The sequence below is a fragment of the Amycolatopsis orientalis DSM 43388 genome (assembly GCF_000411975.1).
GTDB lineage: Bacteria > Actinomycetota > Actinomycetes > Mycobacteriales > Pseudonocardiaceae > Amycolatopsis > Amycolatopsis orientalis_D.
Window position 1 is genome coordinate 1 of sequence record NZ_ASXG01000091.1, and the last position, 12,585, is coordinate 12,585.

A 12,585-nucleotide genomic window follows, 5' to 3' on the forward strand; every position below is an offset into this window, starting at 1 on the left:
ACCGCAGGGACGCTTCGTATCGGGGTGCAGGGCCAGGGCTGGGTGCCTCGATGAGTTGGGTGCGGTGGCGGCGGTTTCGGGAGGGCTGGGGCTTGCGCCCCCGATGTGGCGTTCGGTGCATGGGATGCACCCAATGCCGCGCTGGGGCGCATCTCGGTGGCGGCGGGTCGTGAAAGGCCCCGTGAGGGAATCCAAGTCCGTGAACGAGCCCCTCACAGACGGCGGCCGGTCGTGAAGGACCCCTTGAGGGAATCTAGGTCCGTGAAGGGGCCCCTCACAGACGGCGGCCGGTCGTGAAGGGGACCCCGAGAGAATCAGCGTCCGTGAAGGTGGCCCGCACGGACAAAACCCAAGCACGCCCGCGTGCGAGAAAACCTCCGAAAGCCGTGAAGGACCCTTGAGGGAATCGGTGTCCCCGAAGGAGCCTCCACGGCATCTGGGGAGTCAACGGGTGGCGACGGCGGGGGTCCAGAGGGCGTCGATTTCCCGTTCTGCCGCGGCCAGGCTGTCGGCGGCGTGCGGGCGGAATTCCGCCAGGGCGGGGTTGACGTCCGCCATGGTGAATTCTGCCGTGATGAAGCGCGGTTCCAGGCCGGTCAGGGAGAGGCCGTGCGGGAGCCAGCCTTCGGCGTGGTCCCAGCCGTGTCGTGGGGTGCCTTCGCCGTAGCCTCCGCCGCGGCTTGCCAGGACCAGGAGTTCTCGTCCGGCGCCCAGGACTGACGGGTCGTCGCCCGCGGAGGCGATCAGGCGGTCCACCCAGGCCTTTACCGAGCTCGGTGCGCCGTAGTTGTACAGGGGCAGGCCCAGCACGATCGTGTCCGCGGCCAGTACCTCCGCCGCCAGTTCCTCGCCGATCCGGGCGGCTTCGCGGTGGGCTTCAGTGTGTTCCGTCGCGGGCGTGATCCGGGCTTCCCAGGCCAGCGGATCAAGGTGCGGGACCGGGTTCGCGCCCAGATCTCGGTAGGTCACCGTCCCGTCTGGATGGGCGGCGAGCCAGGCCTGGGCGGCGCGGGCGCTCAGTTTCCGGCTCACCGAGCGGTCGCCGTTGATGCTCGAGTCGAGGTGCAGCAAGTGTGCCATGTCGATGACCGTCCATAGATAGTTTGTGTAGGACAAACCATTTATAGCACGGCAGCCAAGCGGCTTGTCTCGTAGACTGGACACATGGCTCCGCTGCCGCTCGTCGCCCAGGCTCCGCGCAGGTCTGGTGCGTTGCTCGAGCACTTCGCGCGCCGGATCCGGCTGCGCGCGGAGAGCGTGCTCGCTCCGTTCGGGCTGCGGCCTCGGCATTTGATCGCCCTGACCGTCCTCCAGACCCGCGGTTCCAGCACCCAGCAGTCCCTCGCGCAGATCCTCGAGATGGACAGCACCAACGTCGTCGGCCTGCTCAACGACCTCGAGGCCGGCCAGCTGATCGAACGGCGGCGTTCGCCGGAGGACCGCAGGCGGCACGTGGTGGTGCTCACCGACCGCGGCGCGAAGGAGCTGGCCAGGGCCGAGGCGGCGCTCGCGGCGGTCGAGGACGAGGTCTTCGCGGCGCTCGATCCGGACCAGCGCGAGCAGCTCTACAACTTGCTGGTGCAAGCGGCTTCCGGAACGGTCGACAGCAGCTCCTGCACGGAGGAGCCACCGACCTGCTGACGGGAGGGGCAGCGCATGGACGGCGCCGCTGAACGGCTCGCGAAGTACCGAGCGATGCGCAACTTCGCGAAGACCGACGAGCCGGCCGGCGCGGACGCCCCGAAGGAGCCTGGTTACCGCTTCGTCGTGCAGCGGCATCGGGCCCGGCGCAAGCACTACGACTTCCGGCTCGAACTAGGTGGCGTGCTGGTCAGCTGGGCGGTGCCGAAGGGGCCGACGCTCGATCCGAAGGCCCGGCGGATGGCCGTGCACGTCGAGGACCATCCGCTGGAGTACGCCGATTTCGAGGGCGTCATCCCGCGCGGCGAGTACGGCGGCGGCGACGTGATCGTGTGGGATCGCGGACGCTGGGAGCCGGTCGACACCGACGATCCGGAGCAGGCGCTCGCGGACGGGAACCTGCACTTCGACCTGTACGGCGAGAAGCTGGCCGGCCGCTTCGTGCTGATCCGTCCCAAGAAGGACGACGACGGGAAGCAGTGGTTTCTGCTGCACAAGCAGGACGACCACGCCACCCCGGGCTGGGACGCCGAGGACTATCCGAAGTCGGTGAAAAGCGGGCTCACCAACGACGAGATCGCGGCCGCTCCGCCCGCGTTGTGGCGAAGCGACCTGCCGGCGACCGAGGCCGAAGTGCCGTTGCATCCGGTGTTCGAGCCCGCGTCGGAGGAGGAACTCAAAGCACTGAGCGAGATGGGCAAGCAGGGCACCTGGACGGTCGCCGGGCAGCAGCTGAAAGTCACCAACCTCGACAAGACGTTGATTCCCGGCCGCGAGGGCGAAGCGCCGATCACCAAACGGGAGCTGATCGAGTACTACACCCGGATCGCGCCGACGATGCTCCCCTACCTCGCCGGACGCGCGCTCAACACCCACCGGTTCCCCGGCGGCATCGACAAACCCGGGTTCTGGCACAAGGAAGTCCCCGACCACGCGCCGGCGTGGCTGCACCGCTGGCATTACGAGGCGGCCGACCCCGGCGACGTGCAGCAGTACCTCGTGCCCTCGGGCGTCGCGGATCTGGCCTGGCTGGCCAATTTCGCCGCGCTGGAACTGCACGCCTGGACGTCGCGCACGTCCGACGTCGAGCATCCGACCTGGCTGCTGTTCGACATCGACCCCGGCTCCGAAACGTCCTTCGACGACGTGCTCGCGCTCGCCCGGCTGCACCGGACCGCGCTCGACCATTTCGGCCTCGTCGGACGGCCGAAAACCACTGGACAGCGCGGGATCCAGATCTGGGTGCCGGTCGAGCCGCGGTACACCTACGCCGAGACCCGGGCGTGGGCGGAAACCGTGTCGAAGTCGATCGGCAAGATCGTGCCGGACCTGGTGAGCTGGGCGTGGCACAAGGACCGCCGCGGCGGGCTGGCCCGGCTCGACTACACGCAGAACGTGCTGAACAAAACGCTCGTCGCGCCGTACAGCGTGCGGCCGAAGCCGGGGGCGCCGGTGTCCGTCCCGCTGGAGTGGGACGAACTCGACGACCCCGACCTCACTCCGGATCGGTGGACGATCCGGACGGTGCTCGATCGCGTGGCGGAGGCGGGAGATCCGTTCGCCCAGTTGCTCGACGTGCACCAACGCCTGCCGCGGCTGTCGTGAGAATCCCCGCCGCGGAAACGCCGAAGCCGAGGCGGGCGAGCGCTCGGCTGACGAACATCGTCGCGACTGCGTGCGGCACATTCAGCGTTTGGTGAGCACCACCAGATAGCGGCACGGCTCGGTCCCGGGATTCTCGTACGCGCAGTCGACCGGACGGCCCAACTGGAGACAGTCGCCCTCGGCGAGTTCATGCACGGTTTCGCCTTCGTGGAACCGCAACTGACCGGACAGCACCCACACCTGATGGTCGGCAAACGCGTAAGAACTGGCCGGGAATCCGGCTTTGGCCCCGGGCGGCAGGTCGACTTGCACCAATTCGGTGGCCCCGTGCCCGGGCGGCGAAACCGCGCGGCGCACGTAGCCGGTGACCGGGTCCTGCCAGGTCGGCTGATCCCCGCGCCGCACGAGGCGGCGGTCGTCGCCCTCCGCGCGGGCGATCAGTTCGGACAGGGTGAGCCCGAGCGCGGTGGCGAGCCGGCTCAGCAACACGGCCGTCGGCTGCGCTTCGCCGCGTTCGATTTTCCCGATCATGGCGCGGGAAACTCCGGAACGTTCCGCGAGCACACCAGCGGACAGCCCGCGGTCCTGACGGGCTTCACGCACCGCGGCGGCGAGCGAAGCGGAAAGGGGATCGGTCACAGTGGTCGACTATAGCAGCGGGTTATGTCTACTATCGTGCACATGTTGATCCGACCTGCCGAAGAACGGGACGCCGAGGCGTGCGCGGCGATCTACGCCCCGTACGTCCGGCAGACCACGATCAGCTTCGAGACCGAACCCCCGACGCCGACGGAAATGGCCGCGCGGATCGCGAAGGCGACGAAATCGTACGCGTGGCTGGTGCTGGAAATGGACGACGAGGTCGTCGGCTATGCGTACGGGAGCCCGTACAAGGAGCGCGCGGCTTACCGCTGGTCGTGCGAGGTGAGCGTGTATCTGGCGCAGGACCGTCGACGCGCGGGCGGCGGAAAAGCCTTGTACGAAGCCCTTTTCGCCCGGCTGGCCGAGCGCGGCTTCCGGATGGCGGTCGCCGGGATGACCCAGCCGAACGAGCCGAGCATGGGCCTGCACGAGGCGATGGGCTTCGAACTGGTCGGGACCTGGCGGCGGATCGGCTGGAAACACGGTGCCTGGCGCGATGTCACATGGATGCAGCGGGAACTCGTCCCGGCGTCCGACACCCCGCCGGACGAGCCGCGTTAATCCACGCCGAGGTCGAGTTCCTCGATGTCGTGTTCCAGCCGGGCTCGCCAGGACCACTTCGGCTCCGTCCAGTCAGTGTCCGACGGCGGCGGCTCCCCCAACGGCAACGCGGGATCGACCACGCCGTGCGTCACCCGATACGCCAACGCCGACGTCGCCGCGCGGATCCACTTGTCCCCCGCCGCGCCGGAAGGCGGCGCGACCCCGAACGCGTGCGTGAACCACACCGGCAGCAACGCGCTCGACCCGATCGCCTCGGTAATCCGTTCGCGCAGCCGCGAATGCAGCTCTTCCCAGTCCCGTTCGCACTTCTCGATCTGCGGCAGCACCCGGGTCCGCGTCACCTCGTCCGCGGCCAAAACCTGGTGCGCCGCTTCGGCATCCTGTTGCGCGGCGGGCAGCTGTCGATCCAGCACCCCACGCCGCCGAGCGACCACTTCGGACAGTCGCGACTCCGCGTCGTCCCGTTCCGGCGTTCCGCGCTCGGCTGTCGCCAGTACCTCCAGCACGGCGATCAACGCTTCTTCGCTCTGTGCCAACGCTTCTCGCGCCTTCGGCAGCCGCGCGACGTCCTCTTCGTACGGTCGGCGCTGGCTCGGTGTGAGCAACTGCGCGGCGAGACTGTGCCGCCGCTCCGCCTCCGCGGCGAGCTGCCGCAGACGCGGGCCGACGTCGTCCAAGTCGACCACCGGCACCTTCTCCGACACCCGGACCGCGCGTTCGAGCACCAGCAACCGCTGCCGAAGCCGTTCGAGCTGCCGGGCCGTGTGGTCGAGCCGGGTTTCGTGCCGGGCATGGGTTTCGGTGAACGACTCGACCGTCTCGCGCAGTTCGGAAAGCTCCCGGACGGTGCGGCTTTCCAGATCGTCGACGGTCTCCTGCATCCCGCCGACGGTGTCGGTGAGGGCCGCCAGTTCCGGATCGGTCTCCGGGCCTTCCTCGGCCGGGTAGTACTCGGTGTCGCGGTAGTACTCGGAGTAGGTCACCGCGCCTCCTGCACCAGAAACGCCAAGGTCGCGACCGTGGCGAGCGCGGCCAGGACGACCATGATCGGCTGGGCGGCCGGCCCGGTCCCGATGAGCGCGACCGCGGTGAAGATCGCGGCCAGTGCCCCGCTGTAGCCGGCACGCTGCCGCCGGGCGACCATGAGCGGCGTCGGCCCGAGCGGCCCGAACGCGATCCGCAGCCCGGCGCCCAGCAGCGGCAACGCGAGCAGCAGCCAGATCGCGTTGAGCGCGCCGAACAGCATCATCGCCCCGCTCACCATCCCGACCGCGACCGGCGCGACCGCCAGGTACAACGTCGTCCGCTGCGCCCTCCCGCGCTTTGCCTCCAGCCGGGCGAGGCGCACCTGCTCGACCGCGGCGTCGACCTCCTTCTCGGTGCGCAGCAGCGCCTCCGCCCGCTCGACCAAGACGTCGAGCAGCTGCGTGCGTTCGTCGTCCGCCTGGTCCGGCAGCAGCGCCAGACCCGCACGAAGCTCCCGGCGGAGCGCGGACGCGCGCGCCATCACGTGGTCGCGCTGGTCCTCTGCAGGCGTAGTCACCTCGCCACTGTAGGTACGAACCGCACTGAACCCCGGGAACGACGCGACTTCGGGCGAATCCAGTCAGAGCCGCAGCAGCGGCACAGTCGAACCGAGCGGAATCACCGCGACCGCCCTGCCGCTAGCGGCTCTTCCTCCGGATCTTGATCGCGCGCAAATCGGTGACCGCGTAATTCAGGTCCCGATGCGGCAGGCCATGTGCCTCCAACGCGGCGAGGGCACCGTCCTTGGCCGCGCGTTCGTCGTCATCCGGACCGGCCGGGACCTGGCAGCGGAAGGTGAACGCCGTCGCGTTGACGTCGTGGGTGAAGGTGCCTTCCTCGGTGAAGGCGACGTCGGTTCTGGCCTCCAGCACGGCACGAGCGCTCTCGTCGAGGGGGTCGAATTTGCCGCGGATGAGCACACGGAATGCGTCCATGTCAGGCGTCCTTTCGAGGCGCATAAGTCAGTACTTGGTCGCTGAGCAGGCCTTCCACCGCGTCGAGGAGCGTCAACGCCGCCTCCGCGATGTCGTCCGGCCGCTCTCCGGCGACGGTGCGTTTGCCGATCTCGCCGTACAGCAAGCTGTGCACCCACCCGATTTGCGCAGCGACCAACCCGGGGACCGGATCCGCTGGCACCGCACCGGTTTCCGCGATCAGCACGGCGGCGAGTTCGGCGACCATCTGCTCGCCGAGGTCCCGCAGCCGGGCGGCGAGCGTGGGCGCGGCGAGCATCATCGGCAGCACCCGGCCGAACCCCGGGCTGAGCCCGATGGTCCGCGAGCGCTGCTGGATCTCGCCGCGCAGGCGGTCCAGCACCGCGCGGGCCGCGGACACGCCCGGTCCGCGCGCCTGCACGATCTCGGCCAGTCGTCCCGCCGAGGCCTCGGACGGCGGCAGCACGAGGTCTTCCTTGACGCGGAAGTGGTGGTAGACCGTGTTGACCGCGACGTCGGCGGCCTCAGCCACCTCGGCGATCGTCACGGCGTCGAATCCGCGCTCGACGAACATCCGCAGCGCGGTTTCCGCGATGCGCTGAACCGTCTCCCGCTTCTTCCGCTCTCGAAGTCCCACACCGAAAAGTGAAGCAGACTCCAAACTTGGTGTCGACTCCATTTTTTCCTCCCGAGCCGCCTGGATATCGGGGAGATCCCGGAGGACGGGACGGCCGCCGGCCCGGCATCATCGACCAGGTGCGGATCGGCTTGCTGGGCCCGCTTGAGGTCCGGAACGACGACGGTGCCGCAGTCGAGATCACCGGGGCCCGATTGCGGACGCTGCTGAGCGCCCTCGCGCTGGAGCCGGGCCGGGTCGTGCCGGCCGGGCGGCTGGTCGACGCCGTCTGGGGGACGTGCCCGCCGGCGACGGCCAACGCGCTGCAGGCGCTCGTCTCGCGGCTTCGCCGGATCGGCACGCGGCTCGATTCCACCCCGTCCGGCTACCGGCTGCCCGAGGCGACGGTGGACGCGGCCCGCTTCGAGGAGCTGGTCACCGCCTCTCGGACGGCACCCGACGAGAAGCGGGTCGTGCTGCTGCGCGAAGCGCTGAACCTGTGGCGCGGCCCCGCCCTCGGCGACGTCTCCGACGCGCAGTTCTTCCAAGGCCACATCGCCCGGCTGAACGAACTGCGGCTGTCCGCCACCGAGGAATGCGCCGAAGCCGCGCTCCGGCTGGGGCACGGCGCGGATCTCGTCGAGGAACTGTCGAAGCTGGTTGCCGAACATCCGCTGCGGGAACGGCTGACCGCGGCGTTGATGCTCTCGCTGCAAGCCGCTGGACGGCCGGCCGAAGCTCTTCAGGTGTTCGCGCGGATCCGGGCAGCCCTGGCGGACGAACTCGGCGCGGACCCGGCTCCCGAATTGTCCGCCGCGCACACCAAAATCCTCCGCGAGACGGCCGCCGGCGAGGACGTCGCGCGCACGAACCTGCGCGCCGGGCTGACCAGTTTCGTCGGCCGGAACACCGAGGTCACGCGCGTGGCCGAGCTGGTCGGCGAGTACCGGCTCACCACGCTGACCGGGCCCGGCGGAGCCGGAAAGACCCGGCTGGCCGCGGAAACCGGACGGCATCTGCTGGCCGAGCGCGGCGGCGTGTGGTTCGCCGAACTGGCTCCGCTCGCCAGTGGCGCGGACGTCCCGCAGGCCGTGCTCGACGCGTTGGGCCTGCGCGAGCAGAAGTACACCGGGCCGCTCGCCAACGGCACTCCGCGCGAGCGGGCGACGAGAGCGTTGCGGGACCGGGATGCGGTGCTGGTACTCGACAACTGCGAACACGTCATCGAGGCCGCCGCCGAGTTTGCCGAACATTTGCTCGGCGAATGCCCGCGGCTGCGCATTCTCGCGACCAGCCGGGAACCTTTGGCGGTGACCGGGGAGGCGCTCTGGCCAGTCGAACCGCTGGCGCTGCCCCCGGAAGGCGCGACGGCCGTCGAAGCGATGTCGTGTGCTTCGGTGCGCTTGCTGGCCGACCGGGCCGCTGCGGTCCGGCCGGGATTCACCGTCGACGAGTCCACTGTGGACGCTGTGGTGCGGATTTGCCGGGCGCTCGACGGAATGCCGCTCGCGGTCGAACTGGCCGCGGCCCGGTTGCGGTCGATGACCGTGGCACAGCTGGCTGCCCGGCTCGACGACCGGTTCCGCCTGCTCGCCGCGGGCAGCCGGACCGCGTTGCCCCGGCACCGCACGTTGCGCGCGGTGGTGGACTGGAGCTGGGACCTGCTGGAGCCGGACGAACGGCAGCTGCTGCGCCGGCTGTCGGTCTTCTCCAGGGGCGCGACCGCCGAAGCCGCGGAAGCGGTCTGCGGCGGCACGTCCGAGCTGCTCAGCGCATTAGTCGACAAATCGCTGCTGACGGTTTCCGAGGACGCCGAGCCGCGCTACCGGATGCTCGAAACGATCAAGGCGTACGGCCTGGAACAACTCGCCGTGGCCGACGAACGCGAGGAACTGCGTCAAGCGCACGCCGAGTGGTTCGCCTCCTTCGCCGAGACCGGCGACAAATACCTGCGCCGGGCCGAGCAGATCGAATGGCTCGCGCGCTTCGCCGCCGAGCACGGCAATCTGCTCTCCGCGGTGCGCGGGGCCATCGCCGCCGGCGAAGCCACCACGGCACTGCGGCTGGCGACGTCGTGTGCCTGGTTCTGGATGCTGACCGGGCACAAAACCGAGGCGCAGGAGGTGGTCGAGGCGGCGTTGGCCCTGCCCGGCGAGGTGGACCGCGAGCTGCGCGCGATGGGATACGCGATGGCCGCCTTGCTGCTGACCATCGGGATGACCGCCGAAACCTCCGCCGACGCCTTGGGCCGCAAAGCGCTCGAACTCAGCCGGGACAGCAAGAACTCCTTGCTGCGGTCCATCATTCCGGCGTTGACCCAGACCGAGGACAGCGCTGCCCTGGGGTCCGCTCTGGACGACCTGCTGTCCGACGAGGATCCGTGGCTGCGCGGCCATGCCCGGCTGCATCGGGCGCGATCGCAGCTGAACCTCCGGCACGATTCGGCCGCGCAGGAAGCCGACATCCGCGAGGCGGTCCGGTTGTTCCGGCTGAGCGGGGAACGCTGGTGGCTGTCGCTGGCGCTGAACAGCCTCGCCGAGGTCGTCAGCCGGCGCGGCGAACTGGAGGAAGCCGTTTCGTGCTATGAGGAATCGATCGAAGTCGTCTCGGAACTCGGCTCGGCCGAAGACGTCCTGTTCGCCCGTGGCCGGCAAGCGCCGCTGTTCTGGCAACTCGGCGACGAGGCGGCCGCCGCGGCCGCGGTAGCCGCCGCCGAACGCGACGCGCGGAGTGTGCCGTTCCCCGATTCGCTCGCGTTTCTGGCCCTGACGAAAGCGGACCTGGCGCGCTGGCGCGGAGATCTCGCGGAAGCCCGCCAGGAGCTGAACCGCGCCGAAGCGTTGTTGAGCGAATCCGACCCGCACCCGTTGTTCCGCGCGATGATCCAGCATTCGCACGCCTACCTGGACGCCCAGACCGGCGACCTGTCCACGGCCCGGGACCGTCGCCGCGAAGCACTCGCCCTGGTCGCGGCTACCGGCGAAGTGCTGTATCTGTCGATTGTCCTCGTAGGCATCGCCGATCATGCCGTACGCGTCGACCGCCCGATCGCCGCCGCTGATCTCCTCGCCGCCGCAGACCGTCTCCGCGGCGGCCCGCACCTGGCCCTTCCCGACGCGACCGCCGCCGCGGCCGCCGTCCGGGCCCAGCCGTCCGGCCCGGTCGAGGACCCGGTCGCCCTCGCTTACGACGTCCTTCGCTGAGTCCTTCGGAAGCCGCCCCGGCGCGAGCACTCCTGTGGCATCATCCGCCGGTGACCGGCGAGCGGAGCGACCCGCACTCGATCGAAGAGGAAGACCTCGAGGACTTCGATTCGTGGACCGCCCAAGCCGCGCTGGCCTCCCTGATCGACGAAACGCTCAGCTCGCCCGAGGTCACCCGGCTGCTCGCCCGCGAATCGCTGCGCGCCGACGTCGTGCGCGAGGAGCTGTTCGCGAACGAGACGCTGCTGGCCAAGATCCGGACGCTGCAGGACCAGGTCATGGCCGAGGGCGACCGCGGCTTCCGTCCGCGAAACCGTGCGATGTCGCCGCGCGAGGCGGTCTGGCTGCTGGTCGCGCTCCTGCTCGGGTTCGCCTACCTCAGCCTGATGACCGCCGCGTGGAGCCGGCTTCCGCTGTTCTTCCGGATCTTCGCCGGCATGATGATGCCGTGCGTCCTGTTCGCCACCGGCGCGCTCGCGGTCCGCAAGGTGACGTCGCTGCGCGAGTGGATCAATCCGGACGCCATGCAGTTCCACGAGGAGCAATTCGGCCTGGGGCCGCGGCGTTCGTTCGCCGCGCGCGAGATCGTGCTGCCCGAGGTCCGCGACGTCATTTCCGCGCACCGGAAGCTGCACTTCGGCACGACGCTGGTTTTCGAGCAGCAATACGACCTCGGCGAGGAGGACAGCACCCGGATCGTGCCGACCGCGGCGGCGAAACGGATCCGGCGGGTCCTCGAACGCGCGGGTTCCGGCGCGGTGGCGCTCGGCGGGCAACGCGGGTCCGGCAAGACCACCGCGATCCGTTCCATGCAGCGCGGTCTGTTGCACGGCAGCGAAAACCCGGCGCCGCTGGTGGTGGTCGCGTCCGCCCCGGCCACCTACGACGCCCGCGATTTCGTGCTGCACCTGCACAAGCTGCTGTGCCAAGCCGTCCTCGAACGGATCCGGCAGACAGTGGGCCCGGAACAAGGCTGGCACTGGTGGGCCCGCCGGTTCTGGCGCGGGACAGCCGATCTCCTCGCCTCAGCGGTGTTGGCCTGGGCGGTCGGCGGCGCGCTGTGGAACGGGAAGTTCACGCGGTTCCCGGTCGAGCTGTGGCGGACCGTCTCCCAGGTGCGGTTCCCGGAGCTTCTGGGTCCGCTATGGACGGGCCAGCCGGTGCACAACCGGATCGCCCTGGTCGTGGTGGCGCTCCTCGCGGTCCGGTGGGCGGGGAAACTCCTCGCCTCGGCAATCGGCGCGGTCGTGCTCTTCCTGCGCCACCAGTCGACAGCCGGACCGCGCGCCCTGCGCACCGAGGCCCGCCGTCAGCTGCTCCGGATCCAGTACCTGCTGACCTACACCACCGGCTGGTCGGGCAAGCTCGCCGTCCCGGCCGGCGGCGAACTGGGCCGCACCCGCACCACGCAGCGGGCCGAACAGCAGCTGACGCATCCGGAAGTCGTCGACGAGTTCCGCGCGTTCGCCCAGCTGACCGCCGAATCGTTGCGCGAGGAAGGGATCACCGACCGGGTCGTCGTCGCCATCGACGAACTCGACAAGATCGGCGAGCAGGACAAGGCCCAGCAGCTGGTGAACGACATCAAGGGCATCTTCGGCGTGCCCGGCTGCCTGTACTTCGTGGCGGTGTCCGACGACGCGGTGCTCAGCTTCGAGCAACGCGGACTGGCCGTGCGCGACGCCTTCGACAGCGCGTTTTCCGAAGTGGTGCGCCTGGAGCCGTTCACGCTGGACGAAAGCCGGCTGTGGATCGCGCAGCGGCTGCCCGGCGTCCCGGAGCAGTTCTGCTACCTCGGCCACTGCCTCTCCGGCGGCCTGCCGCGCGACCTGCGCCGCACCACGATCGACATGGTGGACGTGACGATCGAACACTACGAACCGTCGCTGTCGACGGTGACCGGCATCCTGGTCCGCGCCGACCTGGCAGCCAAAACGGCCGGTTTCATCGGACAAGCCCGCAGTCTCGCGCAGACGCCGGAGCTGATCGAACTGTGGCCGAAACTCCTGCGCATCCCCGACCTCCGCGAAGCGGTGGAACTCGCCGAACTCGCCGCCGAACTGCACGAAGGCGCGACCCCCGACCTCGCCGACGCGGTCAACCGCCTACGGCTGCACAGCAGCGCGTTCGTCCTCTTCTGCGCCACCGTCCTCGACGTGTTCACCGACGCGCTCGCCAAGCCGCGACTCACCCCGGACCTGCACGAACTGGCCGTCGCCCGGCGGCATCTCGCGCTCGACCCGCACCTCGCGTGGGCGGCCCTGACCGACTTCCGCAAAGCCCGCGACCTGCCGCTGCCCGCTCGTAGATAACCGTTGCTTCTGGTCCCGGGAAGAACTAGCTCTTGGACTTA

General features: G+C 69.7%; 11 protein-coding genes. 5 read left to right on the forward strand and 6 right to left on the reverse strand.

Annotation, left to right across the window (positions count from 1 at the left end; genetic code table 11):
- Positions 1-444: 444 nt before the first annotated feature.
- Positions 445-1,080, reverse strand: coding sequence for an FMN-dependent NADH-azoreductase (locus L942_RS17635; RefSeq protein WP_037361665.1), 636 nt, complete (start codon positions 1,078-1,080; stop codon positions 445-447).
- A gap of 84 nt (positions 1,081-1,164) precedes the next feature.
- On the opposite strand from L942_RS17635, the gene L942_RS17640 reads away from it, so the two are divergent.
- Together L942_RS17640 and ligD are read left to right on the forward strand one after the other, a co-directional pair.
- A complete protein-coding gene (locus L942_RS17640) occupies positions 1,165-1,641 on the forward strand; it encodes a MarR family winged helix-turn-helix transcriptional regulator (protein WP_037361668.1) in 477 nt (158 codons plus the stop codon).
- A 15-nt stretch (positions 1,642-1,656) separates the two neighbouring features.
- On the forward strand, positions 1,657-3,246 hold the full coding sequence (ligD, locus tag L942_RS17645; RefSeq protein WP_037361669.1) for a DNA polymerase domain-containing protein: 1,590 nt from the start codon (positions 1,657-1,659) through the stop codon (positions 3,244-3,246).
- Positions 3,247-3,327: 81 nt separating this feature from the next.
- Here ligD and L942_RS17650 read toward each other — a convergent pair whose 3' ends face one another.
- Positions 3,328-3,885 carry a helix-turn-helix domain-containing protein gene (locus L942_RS17650; protein WP_037361671.1) on the reverse strand — a complete coding sequence of 186 codons (558 nt, stop codon included), beginning with the start codon at positions 3,883-3,885 and terminating at the stop codon, positions 3,328-3,330.
- Positions 3,886-3,927: 42 nt separating this feature from the next.
- On the opposite strand from L942_RS17650, the gene L942_RS17655 reads away from it, so the two are divergent.
- Entirely contained in the window at positions 3,928-4,449 is a 522-nt protein-coding gene (locus L942_RS17655) for an arsinothricin resistance N-acetyltransferase ArsN1 family B (RefSeq protein WP_200862848.1), read from the forward strand.
- Here the strand turns inward: L942_RS17655 and L942_RS42985 are convergent.
- From L942_RS42985 to L942_RS17675, 4 genes are all read right to left on the reverse strand, one after another.
- Positions 4,446-5,435: a hypothetical protein gene (locus L942_RS42985; RefSeq protein WP_051166055.1), complete on the reverse strand. Its 990-nt coding sequence runs from the start codon at positions 5,433-5,435 to the stop codon at positions 4,446-4,448. The two genes, L942_RS17655 and L942_RS42985, sit on opposite strands and share 4 nt — an antisense overlap.
- Complete coding sequence (locus tag L942_RS17665) at positions 5,432-5,995, reverse strand: hypothetical protein (protein ID WP_158684484.1); 564 nt, start codon at positions 5,993-5,995, stop codon at positions 5,432-5,434. The genes L942_RS42985 and L942_RS17665 overlap by 4 nt, the downstream gene beginning before the upstream one ends.
- Before the next feature lie 121 nt (positions 5,996-6,116).
- Entirely contained in the window at positions 6,117-6,413 is a 297-nt protein-coding gene (locus L942_RS17670) for a DUF6204 family protein (protein WP_037361673.1), read from the reverse strand.
- A 1-nt stretch (position 6,414) separates the two neighbouring features.
- A complete protein-coding gene (locus tag L942_RS17675) occupies positions 6,415-7,050 on the reverse strand; it encodes a TetR/AcrR family transcriptional regulator (protein ID WP_037361675.1) in 636 nt (211 codons plus the stop codon).
- 119 nt (positions 7,051-7,169) lie between these two features.
- On the opposite strand from L942_RS17675, the gene L942_RS17680 reads away from it, so the two are divergent.
- Together L942_RS17680 and L942_RS17685 are read left to right on the forward strand one after the other, a co-directional pair.
- Complete coding sequence (locus L942_RS17680) at positions 7,170-10,232, forward strand: BTAD domain-containing putative transcriptional regulator (protein ID WP_051166059.1); 3,063 nt, start codon at positions 7,170-7,172, stop codon at positions 10,230-10,232.
- Positions 10,233-10,282: 50 nt separating this feature from the next.
- Positions 10,283-12,544 carry a hypothetical protein gene (locus L942_RS17685; protein ID WP_051166060.1) on the forward strand — a complete coding sequence of 754 codons (2,262 nt, stop codon included), beginning with the start codon at positions 10,283-10,285 and terminating at the stop codon, positions 12,542-12,544.
- Positions 12,545-12,585: the final 41 nt, after the last annotated feature.